This window comes from Flavobacterium psychraerolatum (genome assembly GCF_025960985.1).
In the GTDB taxonomy this organism is placed as follows: domain Bacteria; phylum Bacteroidota; class Bacteroidia; order Flavobacteriales; family Flavobacteriaceae; genus Flavobacterium.
This window is the reverse complement of the sequence record NZ_JAOQMX010000005.1, coordinates 1-15736: the sequence shown is the minus strand read 5'-3', so window position 1 is coordinate 15736 and position 15736 is coordinate 1. Positions and strand designations below refer to the sequence as shown.

Genomic DNA, 15736 nt, shown 5'->3' with positions numbered 1-15736 from the left:
TTTATAGCTATTTTTCCAATTTCATCTGTTGATAACGGTTCTATCTTATTTCCTTAATTTAAAAAATAAAAATATATGAGACTTCAAGATTTTGATAATGATGAAGATAAAGTAATTCAAGATAGTTTAAAACAAAAAACATGGAATGAGATTCGTACCAATGACAGCTGGGCGATTTTCAAAATCATGGCAGAATTTGTAAATGGATATGAAACTATGGGGCGTATCGGACCCTGCGTGACGATATTTGGTTCTGCAAGGACAAAACCAGACGAACCGTATTACAGATTAGCGGAAGACATCGCTTTCAAAATTGGTAAAGCAGGTTACGGTGTGATTACTGGCGGAGGTCCTGGAATTATGGAAGCTGGTAATAAAGGTGCGCATTTAGCTGGTTCACCTTCGGTAGGATTGAACATTGTATTGCCTTTTGAACAACATTACAATCCTTATATTGATACGGATAAAAATTTGAATTTTGATTATTTCTTTGTTCGAAAAGTAATTTTCGTAAAGTATTCTCAAGGATTTGTAGTGATGCCAGGTGGATTCGGGACTATGGATGAATTGTTTGAAGCACTAACTTTGATACAAACCAAAAAAATTGCAAAATTCCCAATTATATTAGTTGGTAGTACCTTCTGGTCTGGTTTGGTCGACTGGATTAAATTAATATTAATCGAAACTGAAAAAACTGTCAGTCCTCAAGATTTGAATATTATCAAAATTGTGGATACTGCTGAAGAAGTAGTTGATGTATTGGATACATTCTATAAGAAATACAATTTAAAACCAAACTTTTAATACGAAAGCTGCTTCTTTAAGCAGCTTTTTGGTTTTATAAAACCTTCTCATTACTTTTATACGTATCTTAATTATTAAAAAGCTTTGTTAGATAACCATTTAAAAGTTTTTTATTACTGTATATTAGTAACAATCAAACTTCTTTCAATTGAATTTATCTACTAAAACTTTCTTTCTAGCTTGTATACTTCTGTACTCCATGAAGCAATACGGACAGCATCATTCAAAAATGATTGTTGAAGTCAATTCGTATGCACATATTTTAAATGTAGAACAAGAAATTACCTATTTTAATCAATCTACAGATTCGTTGAGTACAATTATTTTGAATGATTGGAACAATGCATATTCCAATGTTAATTCTCCATTGGCACGACGTTTTTCTGATGAGTTTTATAGAGGATTTCATTTGGCTAAAGAAGAAGAACGTGGAAGTACACAAAGCATAACTGTAGTTGATCAAAATAAACTACCATTGGCATGGGAAAGAAATACGGATGTACCTGATGTTATTCACATACGATTGAGACAAAAAGTAGCACCCAATCAAAAAGTAACTTTGATCTTAACCTATTTTGTAAAAATACCTAGCGATACTTTTACCAAGTATGGATATGATTCGAAAGATAATATGACTTTAAAAAACTGGTTTCTTGCGCCAGCACGTTACAGCAATCATAATTTTATAAAATATAATAATGAAAACTTAGACGATATTGTCAATGCCATTTCAGATTATGATATTTCATTAAAAATCCCAAAAAAATATACCGTCACAACCGATTTAAATAGTAGTCTTTCTTTTGAAAAATATGGTTATGCGTATTATGATCTAAAAGGAAAAAATAGATTAGATTTTAATTTGATAGTAGAAACAGAAAATACTTTTACTAGTTACCAAAATAAGGAATTAGAAATACTAACAAATATTGTAGATACCAAATTATCGACTAACCAAAAAGCATTGATCATTGACTGTATTACACATTATGCAGAAAATTTTATAGGTAAATATCCTTTTGAAAAAATAGTAGTTACCCAAACGGATTATGAACGAAATCCTTTTTATGGTCTAAATCAATTGCCGTCTTTTATCAGTCCGTTTTCGGATACGTTTGCCTATGAAATCAAATTTATGAAGGCTTACTTAAATGTTTTCCTAAAAAATAGTTTGGCTTTGGACGAAAGAAAAGAAGCTTGGGTACACGATGCTATCCAAATTTATACCATGATGAAGTACATCGAAAGTAATCATGCAGATACCAAAATGCTTGGGAGTGCAGCCAACTATAAGTTATTGAAAAGCTTTAATTTGACAAATATCGATTTTAATGATCAATACAGCTATTTTTATATGTTGATGGCTAGAAAAAACCTAGACCAACCATTGAACACTCCAAAGGATGCTTTGATTAAATTTAATGAGCAAATAGCTAGTAAATATCGAGCAGGATTGAGCTTGCGATACTTAGACAATTATCTAGAAAATCAAGTTGTAGAAAACAGTATCCATGAACTTTATGCTACCAAAATGGGGCAAGCAGTTTTTGAAAATGAATTTGAAAACATCTTAAAAAAGAATTCTCCAAAAGATATTAATTGGTTTTTTAGTACTATCATTAATTCAAGAAAAGCAATTGACTACAAATTTGTAAATGTTTCAAAAACAAAAGATAGCATTTCATTTTCGATTAGAAATAAAACTGGATTTATTGTACCAGTACCCATCTATGGGTTGAAAGATGGGGAGATCATTTTCAAAAAGTGGATTGATCCTCAAGCAACAGATAGTATTTATTCGATGAATAGAAAAGGAGTTGATAAAATTGTTTTGAACTATAAAAACGAAGTTCCTGAGTATAACTTGAGAAATAACTGGAAATCATTAAAAGGTTTTTTCCCAAACAATCGACCAGTAAAATTTGTCTTTATGAAGGATTTAGAAGACCCCTACTATAACCAAATTCTTTATGTCCCTACAGTGGAATATAACTTGTATGACGGTTTTATTTTAGGAATGCGTTTACATAATAAAACCATCTTGGAGAAACCCTTTATTTTTGATGTTACCCCTTCTTTTTCAACCAAGTCGGAGACATTATCTGGATCCGGTTTTGTAGCTGTGAATCACAATTACAGAAATAGTGCTTTGTACAATGCTCGATACACATTTTCGGGTTCTTATTTTCATTATGCTCCTGATGCCGCCTACATGAAATTTAATCCTTCGATACAACTTCATATTCGAAACAAAGATAACTTTAGAGACAATAGAAAAGAATTAATCTATTTACGACAAGTTATCGTTAATAGAGAAGTGAGTAAAATAGCACCGACTGATTTTGTAGAAAATTATTCAATATTTAATGCTAAATATTACAATACAAAAACAGAAGTAACCAATCATTTTAGTTTCATGACGGAGCTACAGGCTTCAAGTAAATTTAGCAAAGCTATTGTCGAAGTTTCTTATCGTGAATTATTCGAAAATAATCGCCGAGTGAATCTACGTTTATATGCAGCTAGTTTTTTGCACAATAATACTAAGTCTGATTATTTTAGCTTTTCACTGGACCGTCCTACTGATTATATGTTTGATTACAATTATTATGGTCGATCTGAAAACTCAGGATTCTTTAGTCAACAATTAATAATAGCCGAAGGAGGCTTTAAATCAAAACTTGGGACTCCATATGCAAACCAGTGGATTACTGCCGTTAATGGAGGTTATACATTATGGAACTGGGTCGAAGTATATGGTGATATAGGTTTTTTGAAAAACAAATACCGCAAAGATCAATTATTATTTGATAGTGGAATTAGGCTAAATTTAGTAACGGATTATTTTGAAGTTTATCTTCCAGTCTATTCTTCAAATGGTTGGGAATTTAATGACAATAAATACAATGAAAAAATTCGTTTTATAATTACTTTTTCACCAACAATTGTCTTGAATCTTTTTAATAGAAAGTGGTTTTAGAATTATCAATTATTTGATGTTTTTTTATACTATATATTTTTTTAATTTACTTTCGAACCAAAATAGCTATAAAAAGTAGATTTTATTACAAAATCGACAACAATAATAATGTTATATTTTTTTATTGTGTTATGAATTTCCCTAGTTTTTCAGTAAATTTGCGCAATAAAGCCATACCTTACTAAATGATGATAAAAGAAAAAAGCAATACTGCCTTAACGTTTGAAGATTTCAAAACCGAAGTACTGAAAGACTATACTATCGCTATTACTAGTCGAGAATGTAGTTTATTGGGGCGGAAGGAAGTGTTGACAGGTAAAGCTAAGTTTGGAATTTTTGGTGACGGAAAAGAATTGCCACAAATTACCATGGCAAAATTTTTTAAAAATGGTGATTTTCGTTCAGGATATTATCGTGATCAAACTTTTATGATGGCCATTGGTGAGTTGACTGTTGAACAATTGTTTGCCGGTCTATATGGTAACACCAATATTAATGAAGAACCGATGTCTGCAGGACGTCAAATGGGTGGTCACTTTGTAACACACAGTTTGAACGAAGATGGCTCGTGGAAAAATTTAGCACAACAAAAAAATTCTAGTGCCGACATCTCCCCTACTGCTGCTCAAATGCCGCGATTATTAGGATTGGCACAAGCATCCAAAATTTACCGTTCTTTTGATAACATTCCGAATCAGGAAAATTTTTCTAATAAAGGAAATGAAATTGCTTGGGGAACCATTGGTAACGCGAGCACAACCGAAGGCGTTTTTTTTGAAACTATCAATGCAGCTGGAGTTTTACAAGTACCAATGGTAATAAGTGTATGGGATGATGAATACGGAATTTCTGTTCATGCGAAACACCAAACGACTAAAGAAGATATCTCCGAGGTTTTAAAAGGATTTCAAAAGGAAAACAATACTAATGGACTAGAAATAATAAAAGTAAAAGGCTGGGATTATTCGGAACTAATTGCAGCATATCAAAGAGCAGATAATATTGCGCGAGAAAAGCACATTCCAGTACTTATTCACGTGCAGCAATTAACGCAACCGCAAGGACATTCTAGTTCTGGTTCTCACGAAAGATATAAAAGCAAACAGCGTTTGGATTGGGAAAAAGAGTATGACTGTGTTCGACAAATGCGTTTGTGGATGATTGCTATTAATATTGCTTCACCTGAAGAATTAGATGCTATAGATGCCATTGCCAAAAAAGAGGTTTTAGAAGCTAAAAAGAAAGCATGGATAAGCTTTATTACTCCAATTGTTGCAGAACAAAAAGAACTTGTACTCCTCTTAGAAAAAATAGCTGTAGCCGCTGAAAATCCAAACGGAATTTTGAGCTATGCCAAAAAACTAAACGGAATCAAAGAACCTCTGAAAAAAGAAATCTTAGTTTCTGCCCGTAAATCGTTGCGATTATTACCAGTTGGGATTGAAAAAGCAGAATTATTACAATGGATTTCAAACTTTACTAAAAAATACCAAGATGCTTTCAGTCGTCATTTGTTTTCAGAATCAGAATGGAACGTTTCCTCTGTACAAGAAGTAGCACCAACTTATTCTGAAGAAGATGAAAGACAAGACTCAGACGGTAGAATGATCATTCGTGATAACTTTGATGCTATTTTTACTAAATATCCAGAATCTTTAATATTTGGAGAGGATTCAGGAAATATAGGAGATGTTAATCAAGGACTTGAAGGACTACAAGAAAAATTTGGAGAATTACGTGTAGCCGATGTGGGTATTCGTGAAGCAACTATTATTGGGCAAGGAATTGGTATGGCGTTAAGAGGATTAAAGCCAATAGCCGAAATTCAATACTTAGATTACCTACTATATGCGATTCAAATTTTAAGCGATGATTTAGCTACTTTACAGTACCGTACTTTTGGTAGACAAAAAGCACCTTTAATCATTCGTACTCGTGGACACCGTCTTGAAGGTGTATGGCATTCTGGATCACCAATGGGAATGATTATTAATGCTGTGAGAGGTATTCATGTTTTAGTACCTAGAAATATGACCAAAGCAGCTGGATTTTATAACAGTTTAATGGAGTGTGATGAACCTGCCATTGTTATTGAATGTTTAAATGGTTATAGATTAAAAGAGAAAACACCTACTAATTATGGAGAATTTAAAACACCAATTGGTATAGTAGAAACCATAAGAAAAGGTACTGATATTACGCTTGTATCCTATGGCTCGACTCTGCGTTTGGTAATGGAGGCTGCCTCTGAATTAGCAGAAGACGGAATTAATTGTGAGGTAATCGATTTACAATCTCTACTCCCTTTTGATATCAAACATGATTTGGTAAAAAGTATTATAAAAACCAACCGACTCTTGATTATCGATGAAGATGTACCTGGTGGAGCCTCTGCTTATATTTTGCAGAAAATAATAGACGATCAGGGTGCTTATGAATATTTAGACAGTAGACCACAAACATTATCAGCCAAAGCTCATCGTCCTGCTTATGGTACTGATGGAGATTACTTCTCGAAACCTTCAATAGAAGATATTTACGAAAAGGTTTATGCAATGATGAACGAATCGAATCCGAATAAATTTCCAAGTATTTATTAAAATAGAAAGTCTGCTTCATAGCAGACTTTTTTATGCTTCAAACCTTTACAATTCATTTTGAAGCTGTCAAAAAGCTAACTTTTTTTCAATACTAATTATAAACTAATGAATGTTTGCTTTAGGTCGTGTAATAATATAGTTAACAGGTTTTCCTGGTTTTAGCTGAACGCATGCTCTTATTTATAAAGAAATCTGCAAACATTGATTGTCTTTTTTATATACAGACCTAGTAACCATTAGTCATATTTATAATCATTTTATTGTCAATTGGAGCCAAGATAAATGTAGTGAACGGTTTTAGATTATATATCGAATAAAAAAAGCAACGAGTAGAAAATTTCTATTCTTTGCTTTTTATTTTATTCTGATAACATTTTATTTCTTATAATACTTCTTGTATTTAGGATATGTAATTGCTCCTATAATGGTAATCGTTCCAAGAGTATAGTAAATCCAATCTAAAGATTTTGCTTCACCACTTGCGTACGAGTGCAATCCTACTAAGTGAAAATTCACACCATAATAGGTAAACAATATCGATACAAAAGCAAACATACTCATCAAGTTGAAAGTCCATTTTCCTCGTAATGATGGTACGAAACGCGCATGAATTACAAATGCATAAACCATAATACTAATCAATGCCCAGGTTTCTTTTGGATCCCATCCCCAGTAGCGTCCCCAACTTTCATTGGCCCATTGTCCACCCAAAAAGTTACCTATGGTCAACATGATCAAACCAATTGTTAATGATAATTCATTAATATAAGTAATCTCTTGAATGTTCAAATCCATTTTGGTTTTGTTTTTTTCATTCGTAAAAAAGATCAATAATAACGAAACAAATCCTAGAATCATTCCCAACGCAAATGGACCATAACTTGCTACAATAACCGCAACATGAATCATTAACCAGTAAGAATTAAGAACAGGTTGTAAATTGGCGATTTCTGGATCTATCCAGTTCATATAGGCAGCAGCCAAAATCATTGCTGTAACAAATGCAGATGAGGCCACGGTGAGCTTTGACTTAATATCAAACGCTAAACCAAAAAACATAGTTGCCCAAGCAATATAAATAATCGATTCGTACGCATTACTCCAAGGTGCATGACCAGAGATGTACCAACGTGCAATCAAACCTGCAGTATGCAAAGCAAACAAAAGTCCGATTACGATGTGCATTGTGTTTACTGCAATTCTCAAAATTTTACGTTCTTTAAAAATCTGCAAAATTGTAAAAAACATCATCAAAATCGATGCATAAATATACCAATATGGAAGCTTCTGGAACACATCGTATTTATTGTACAAAATTTCCATATTCACTTTGTCATCAGAAGGCATTACCTTTTCTCCGAATTTACGTTGAAAACCATGCAAACTTTCCAATAAATCATCAGCATTTTTATAATTATTTGAGATTGAAGCATTATTCAATGATCCAAAGTAAAGAGGTAAAATACTTTTTGTATAAGTAGAATCCATTCCTTTCAATCCTGAATTTTCTATTTCCAAATAGGAGATCCATTTGTTATTGGCGTCATTTGGAATTGGAAAAATTTTCATGATAGAACCGCTCAAAGCTGATTCCATCAAATTTACTTTCTTATCTGTTTCGATAAAATCTTTATCAAATTGATTTGGATTTGCCGTTTTGTAAGCTTCGTCCAAGTATGGAGACAATTTGTAGTTTCCTTTTGCATCAAAAAAAGAAATAAAAGGTGCGTATGTTGCTTTCGAATCAATTCCAATTATTTTTCGAATACTATCATTACCAGCTTTAATATAAATAATTGGTACTTCAATCCATAATTTTGCATATTGAGACATGGACAAGAATACTTGATCGGAATTCATTCCGTTGTAGTCATTAGAATGACTTACTTTTCTCAATAATTCTGATGAAAAAGTATTAATCGGTTTCATTCTTCCACCAGCATCTTGCACAATCAATCGACCAAATTTGGCTGCATGCTCAGGAGATACTTTAAATTTGGTAAGTAAAGAATCAAGCTCCTTTGCAGTAGGAGCACGCTCTACATGATCACTTACACCTGCTTGGTTATGTTCATGATTATGTTCATGTGTTTGTGAAAAACCATTAAAACTCAATAATAAAACTAAAATAGTAATCAATTTTTCTTTTTTCATTTTTACCACTTCAAGTTTACGTTTGACATCGGCAAAACGAGAATGTTTGGTAAACATAATTGCCATCATCGAAAAGAATAACATAAAATAACCGAAATACGTAATATTAGTTCCCCAATAATCATGGTTCACAGACAATACCGTTCCTTTTTCATCTGGATCAAATGAAGATTGAAAAAAGCGATATCCTTTATAATCAAGTACATTATTCATAAAAATATGTGCGTCAAATGATTTTGTATCCTCAACCGTTACTAAGCTTTCAAAAGAGGAATAACTCTTCTCTGTTCCGGGATATTTTTTGGCAATAAAATCATTTAATTTAATTTTGAATGGTAAAGTATAAGCCTTACTACCATAAAAAATACTGTATTCTTTATCTCCAATTTTTACCGTTTGTGGTTCCCCTACTTTACCTTTTGATCCAGTAAGTGTCACCAATTTTTCTTGACCATCGGCTTTCACTTTTACGATCAATGCATTATCACCACCTTTAGCCTTATAATCATTTTTTGATTCATAAGCTATGACACCTTTTACAGGCATATCTGGTAATACAAATCGCATTTCACCAATGCTATAAAGTGAACGCATCATCAAAGGTTGCACATTATCCTTGGTTACTTTTCCTTTCAGTTTGTCAATCATACGCATAAAGTCTCCTTCAAATGGTGTTTGAATCGTAAATTCTTTACCCGTTGTATTGATATTGATAGCACCTTGTGTCGTTTTATTTAATGAAAATAAAACGTTGTGAATATTTTGTACCTCACCTTCCTTCAAAAAATGCTCATGGCGTCCACCATCACCAGCTTCAACAATTTTCATGTACAATATTCCATTTTTATCTTCTTTGACATACTCTGTAGCATTCATGATAAAATTTTGATATTCGACCACAAAAGGAGTTTCGTCAAATTGCCCTTTAATGGTAAAATCATTATTGGTCGCAGGCGAAAGCAAAATTGATTTGTCAAAAACTTTACGTTTCATTTCCCCTTTGTACTCCCCATCTACAAAAACCGTTAAAAAGGTTTTGTCTGAGTAAAATTGATTTTCAGCAGCACCCTCGCGTATCGGCATCACCCCTTCAAAACTGATGTAGCGAGTTACAAAAGCCCCTAGCAGAATAAATACAAAAGCCAAATGCAACATCAAAGTAGCCCATTTTTCTTTCTTCCATAATTGGTAGCGTTTAATGTTACCAGCAAAATTGATCATAAAGAAGACCATAATACCTTCAAACCACCAGCTATTGTAAATCAAAATTCGAGCAGTATCGGTATTGTACTTGCTTTCAATAAAAGTTCCCGTAGCCATAGCAATTGCAAAAGTCAAAAAAAGCACCGCCATCAATCGGGTCGAAAACAAAATAGAAACTATTTTTTTATCCATTTTTTAGGAATATTATAAATTTAAAAAGTCCGACAAAAGTACTTAAAAATGTTCAGTTTGTCGGATGCCTATTTGTTAATTTAATCCAAAATTAAGGAGAATAATATCTTCTGAGGTGCATTTGTTTGGGCGTGCCACCCTTACCAAAAGGAGCCATTCAGTTCATGGTAAGAAGCTCCTTTTGGTAAGGGTGTCGGGCTTTTCGTTACAAGTTCTCAACAAGTTCCGCTATCGCTGCACTTGTTTGTGAGCTTTTCTCTTCAATCCCTCACGCAAAAAAATAAGAAATCATATTTTATTTTAGTAATACTATTCCATTACATACCGATGCTAACCCATAAAGTAGTACTAGACTAAGATAGCTAACCATAATATTCACACTTTTGATATAAATGAAATTTCAAGCAATGTTTAATCGTCTATTTTCTTACAAATCAAAAAAAAGTATAAATAATGCTTTTTTCATATAATTCAATACCAGTAGGTTAAAAAAAACATTAAAAAAAATGAAATTTTTTAGTCCTTTTTTGTTTGTGCAATCGGAAACTGTTCTTATATTTGCAACCGCTTAGCAATAGGCAAACAGACAATGGTCACGGGGAGATACTCAAGCGGCCAACGAGGGCAGACTGTAAATCTGCTGACTACGTCTTCGTAGGTTCGAATCCTACTCTCCCCACAAAAAAAGCTGCAAGTAATTGCAGCTTTTTTTAATTTAAATTATCTTTGATTCTGTTCGTTATTCCAATAAAAAACTAACATTTACGTTAGCAGTTATTTCAATTTCTCCTGCTGCTAAAGTTTCTCTTGTGGTAGATTCGTTATCATTCATTGCCATAGTCTTCATACGAGCATAAACTGGTTGCGGATGATATCCCTGTGAATTATCAGTAACACTTACCGCCTTACCTACTTTTTGGACCAATACAGATACATAATCTTCCGCTTTTAACTTTGCTTCTTTCATTGCCAACTTTCGAGCCTCAGATTCATATTGCGCCATCTTTGACGATTGAAAAGTAACATTGTCAATTTTATTAATACCATTATCTACTAAACCTTCCATTAATTCATCGTACTTAGATAAATCTCTCAAAGTAATTTCGATTGTTTGTGTAGCGTTGTAATTGTGTTTCTTTTTTTCGTAATCATATTGTGGATTCAGAGCTACACGTTGCGTTTTATAGTCAGCAGGACTTAAATTCATTTTCTTGATAACCTTCAAAACGGCTTCCACCTGATTATCATTTATTCTTTTTACATCTTTAGCAACAATTCCTTTAGTTTCAACAGTGGCGGTTATTAAAGCTTGATCCGGAATTACTTTAATTTTTCCTTCTCCCGAAACACTAATTTGTGGTACTAATTTAGTTTCTTGCGCGTTTAATACTGCCATAAATAGTACTGCTAAAATGATTAATGATTTTTTCATTGTAATAGATTTTTATTTTATAATTAAAGTCATTTCAAAAGTTATGCCATTATAATTTCCCCATTTTGGCCATTACAAAAAGAACCACAATCGGGATCGTTAGTAATACTACCATGAACAAATGATTTACCAATACACTAGGATAAAGTATCAAAGTGATCAAGTAACCACCTATTGCACCTCCAAAATGTGCTGTATGTCCAATAGTATCATTTTTGGCTCTCATGCCATAAATAGAATACAGTAAATACAATATCCCAAAGAGATATGCTGGCATTGGAATGATGAAAAATATTCCCAACATCATATCGGGACGTAGTAAAATAGCAGAATATAAAATCCCAGTTACTGCACCTGAAGCTCCAATTGCACTATAATTGTAATCTCTTTTATGAAAGTAAACCGTAAGCATTCCTCCTACTAGTAAACTCCCAAAATAAACAATTAGAAAAGGAAAATTTCCCAAATAACTCATTACCACTGGAGCAAAAAAGTAAAGTGTAAGCATATTAAATGCCAAATGGCTAATATCTGCATGCAAAAAAGCCGAAGAAATGATTCTTATCTGCTCGCCAGCCTGATACCTCCCCATGTGAAACTTATATTTATTAAAAAAAACAGGATCATTAAATCCTTTAAAACTCATTAAAACATTAGCAATAATTATTGCAATCAAAAAAGTATTCATAAAAAGTATTTTTGTGAATTGTAAATATAGTAAAACTATAAAGACCCAAACCATTTCTAGGGTATTCACTTTTTATTTACACAAAAACAAAATAGTAGTCATACATTTAATAACTTCAAAAAGATTAATTTCATTTGGATGGATAATCTAGTATTATAAACTTATTTCATCAATAGAAATTCTGTAATTGTCTTTTTTAAAATGAATCCCTATACCTACCCTAAAATTTTTATAGGTATTCATTTTTGACTTATATTTGCTAAAAAACGTACTGCATGCAATTTTTGGTTTACATTATCGCTTATCCATTTCTTTGGTTTATCTCTATTCTTCCTTTTCGAATATTATATCTATTTTCTGATTTTATATACATCATAGTGTATTATTTGATTGGTTATAGAAAAGATACGGTTCGGTACAACCTAAAATTAACATTACCTAACCTTAGTGATAAAGAACGCCTTTTGATAGAAAAAAAATCGTATCATCATATGTGTGATATGTTTCTTGAAATGATTAAAACTATGACTATTTCTGAAAAAGAAATGAGTAAAAGGTTTCATATTACAAATCCAGAAATTTTCAAACAATACGAACAAGAAAATAAAAGCATGATGCTGCTTGCATCACATTATGCTAGTTATGAATGGCTATTAACGATAAATAATAAGACTACTCTAAATGGAACAGCGGTTTATAAAAGAGTAAACAATGTCTATTTTGATAAAATGGTACGAGATATAAGGTCAAAATTCGGTACAGAATTGATTGTTACTAGAGAAACTATTCCTTTTATTGCTAAAAAAGAAAAAGCAAATATTGCTTGCATTTATGGATTGGCAAGTGATCAATCGCCAAAGCTAGATAGAATACTTCATTATGATGATTTTATGGGAATTGAAGTTCCAGTGCATACAGGTGCCGAAATGATTGCTAGAAAATATAGCCTAGGAGTAGAATTTATAAAAGTAAAAAAAGTAAAAAGAGGATTTTACGAAGCTACTTTTATTTCGATTGCAAAAAATGCCAGAGAAACTCCTGATTTTAAAATTACCCATGATTATATTCACGAAGTAGAAAAGCAAATTCTTGAAGCTCCTGAATATTATTTTTGGACTCACAGACGCTGGAAACATCAAAAAGCAGCTACGCAAGCCTAAATAAAAAACCCTTTCAAATTAAATTATGAAAGGGTTTCTTGTTTTTTATTCTATTGGGAAATTAAATTCCAGCAATTACTTTTATCTCATCAATGATACGAACTGCCAACTCATCTGCTTTTGTCTGAGAAGATGCCTCTGTATAAATACGAATGATAGGTTCTGTATTAGATTTTCTTAAATGTACCCAATTCTCTGCAAAATCAATTTTCACGCCGTCAATTGTAGTGATATCTTCATTTTTATATTTCTCAGTCATGGCAACCAAAATAGCATCTACATCAATCTGAGGAGTCAATTCGATTTTGTTTTTACTCATATAATATTCAGGATACGAAGCTCTCAAAGCAGAGACAGTCATTTTTTTGTTCGCCAGATGAGTCAAGAACAAAGCAATTCCTACCATGCTATCACGACCATAATGAGATTCTGGATAAATAATTCCACCATTTCCCTCACCACCAATGATGGCATTGTTTTTCTTCATTAAATCTACTACATTCACCTCTCCAACTGCAGATGCTTCGTAAGTTCCGTTATGTCTATTAGTCACATCACGCAAAGCACGTGAAGACGACATATTCGAAACTGTATTTCCTGGTGTTTTACTCAGTACATAATCTGCACAAGCGACCAAAGTATATTCTTCGCCAAACATTTCTCCGTCTTCTGATATAAATGCCAAACGATCGACATCTGGATCTACTACAATTCCAAAATCTGCTTTTTCTTTTACTACCAATTCGCAAATATCACCTAAATGTTCTTTTAATGGTTCTGGGTTATGTGGAAATTCTCCTGTAGGCTCACAATATAATTCGACAACTTCAACTCCCATTAATTCTAATAATTTAGGAACTATAATTCCTCCAGATGAATTAACTCCATCAACTACCACTTTAAACTTAGCTGCTTTTACGGCTTCTACATCTACCAAAGATAAATTTAAAACTTCATCAATATGAATGTCCATGTAGGCATCATTAAGCGTAATAGTACCCAAGCTATCCACATCTGAGAAATCAAAAGCTTCATCTTCTGCGATTTTAAGAATTTTTTCTCCTTCAATTCCATTCAAAAACTCTCCTTTCTCATTTAATAACTTCAAAGCATTCCATTGTTTTGGATTGTGTGATGCAGTAAGAATAATTCCACCATTAGCTTTTTCTAATGGTACAGCAATTTCTACTGTAGGAGTGGTAGATAAACCTAAGTCTATAACATCGATTCCTAATCCAATCAAGGTGTTTACGACCAAATTATGAATCATTGGCCCAGAAATACGCGCATCACGTCCTACTACTACAGTTAATTTATCTTTACCCGAATAGTTTTTTAGCCAAGTACCGTATGCTGATGCAAATTTTACAGCATCAACTGGAGTTAAATTCTCTCCTACTTTACCTCCTATTGTGCCACGAATTCCTGAAATTGATTTGATTAATGTCATTCCTATATTTTTAAAGTTGTTTATTTCTAATTATTTCCACAAATATAATAATTGAAGGTTGAAATAAGTCGTTTAGAATTCATAATTTAGTCGAATGAATTTTTTAGCACACATCTATCTTTCTGGAAACAACGATTTTATTAAAATTGGCAACTTTATGGCCGATGGTATTAGAGGTAAACACTTTGAAACATATCCTCTTGGGATACAAAAAGGTATCATTCTCCATAGAACAATAGATACTTTTACTGATTCACATCCCATTTTTAGAGAAAGCACCAAAAAGTTACACGAGCGATACCACCATTATGCAGGTGTGATTGTTGACATTTTTTATGATCATTTCTTAGCCAAAAACTGGAAAAACTATTCAGATGAAAATTTGGCTGTATTTATTAATAATTTTTATCACTCATTAGAACAGAATAAAGATATATTATCCGATCGAACGCTCCATTATATGCCTTATATGATCAAACAAAACTGGCTATTGAGTTATCAAACGGTAGAAGGTATTAAAGATATTCTAACACAAATGGACCTTCGAACTAAAAATGAATCAAAAATGCGTTTTGCTACTGAAGAATTAGTAGACTATTACGATGAATTTGAAAAAGAGTTTACTGCTTTTTTTGAGGACCTTCGCACTCATTCAAAACAAAAACTTATTAGTCTGTAGTAACTAAATTGTATCACTCTCACTTGAAATATACAAAAAAGCACTAACTACAAATCATGGCAGTATAGTCTAGTTATCTTTTTGAATCCTACTTTAATGGAATTTTACATTGCTTCAAGTATTCAGAGGTATTTCAACTAGTATCAATCTGTTTTCTACAGACAAAAATAAAATATTCAACTGAACTACACTTTAATTTCAATTGATTAAAAACCAAAACCTTTCTAATTTATTAAATGAAATTGTTTATAACCGCTATTCTCGAATATTTTTTTATTTAAAAGGTGATATTTTAGGCTTTAGATTCAAGTGATAAATGCAACACTCCTTATTTGTTTAAATAAAGCCTACTGATAAGTCTTGAAGATCTAGATCTTCAAGACTTATCAGTAGG

Annotated in this window: 9 protein-coding genes and 1 tRNA gene; 6 read left to right on the top strand and 4 right to left on the bottom strand. The window is 32.4% G+C overall.

All coding sequences use genetic code 11. The features are described from left to right. Positions 1-75 precede the first annotated feature (75 nt). The 3 genes from M2326_RS03220 to M2326_RS03210 all read left to right on the top strand — a co-directional run bounded on the left by M2326_RS03220 (position 76) and on the right by M2326_RS03210 (position 6384). Positions 76-804, top strand: a complete 729-nt coding sequence (locus tag M2326_RS03220; protein ID WP_264618111.1) for an LOG family protein — start codon at positions 76-78, stop codon at positions 802-804. Positions 805-1003: 199 nt separating this feature from the next. Next, the gene (locus M2326_RS03215) at positions 1004-3784 is read left to right on the top strand and encodes a gluzincin family metallopeptidase (RefSeq protein ID WP_264618110.1); all 2781 of its coding nucleotides are present in this window, start codon (positions 1004-1006) and stop codon (positions 3782-3784) included. 188 nt (positions 3785-3972) lie between these two features. After that, positions 3973-6384 carry an alpha-ketoacid dehydrogenase subunit alpha/beta gene (locus M2326_RS03210; RefSeq protein WP_264618220.1) on the top strand — a complete coding sequence of 804 codons (2412 nt, stop codon included), beginning with the start codon at positions 3973-3975 and terminating at the stop codon, positions 6382-6384. Between the two features lie 375 nt (positions 6385-6759). On the opposite strand, the gene M2326_RS03205 is transcribed toward M2326_RS03210, so the two are convergent. Continuing rightward, complete coding sequence (locus tag M2326_RS03205; protein WP_264618109.1) at positions 6760-9933, bottom strand: cytochrome c biogenesis protein; 3174 nt, start codon at positions 9931-9933, stop codon at positions 6760-6762. A 597-nt stretch (positions 9934-10530) separates the two neighbouring features. Between M2326_RS03205 and M2326_RS03200 the strand changes: the two genes are divergently transcribed. Beyond that, positions 10531-10612, top strand: a tRNA-Tyr gene (locus M2326_RS03200). Positions 10613-10672: 60 nt separating this feature from the next. On the opposite strand, the gene M2326_RS03195 is transcribed toward M2326_RS03200, so the two are convergent. Further along, positions 10673-11365 carry an SIMPL domain-containing protein gene (locus M2326_RS03195; protein WP_264618108.1) on the bottom strand — a complete coding sequence of 231 codons (693 nt, stop codon included), beginning with the start codon at positions 11363-11365 and terminating at the stop codon, positions 10673-10675. Between the two features lie 49 nt (positions 11366-11414). Beyond that, a complete protein-coding gene (locus M2326_RS03190; protein WP_264618107.1) occupies positions 11415-12053 on the bottom strand; it encodes a rhomboid family intramembrane serine protease in 639 nt (212 codons plus the stop codon). A 275-nt stretch (positions 12054-12328) separates the two neighbouring features. Here M2326_RS03190 and M2326_RS03185 point away from each other — a divergent pair, with 275 nt between their 5' ends. Then, positions 12329-13213: a lysophospholipid acyltransferase family protein gene (locus tag M2326_RS03185; protein WP_264618106.1), complete on the top strand. Its 885-nt coding sequence runs from the start codon at positions 12329-12331 to the stop codon at positions 13211-13213. Positions 13214-13274: 61 nt separating this feature from the next. On the opposite strand, the gene glmM is transcribed toward M2326_RS03185, so the two are convergent. Continuing rightward, a complete protein-coding gene (glmM, locus tag M2326_RS03180; RefSeq protein WP_264618105.1) occupies positions 13275-14663 on the bottom strand; it encodes a phosphoglucosamine mutase in 1389 nt (462 codons plus the stop codon). A gap of 94 nt (positions 14664-14757) precedes the next feature. On the opposite strand from glmM, the gene M2326_RS03175 reads away from it, so the two are divergent. Further along, on the top strand, positions 14758-15342 hold the full coding sequence (locus tag M2326_RS03175) for an acyl carrier protein phosphodiesterase (RefSeq protein WP_264618104.1): 585 nt from the start codon (positions 14758-14760) through the stop codon (positions 15340-15342). Positions 15343-15736: the final 394 nt, after the last annotated feature.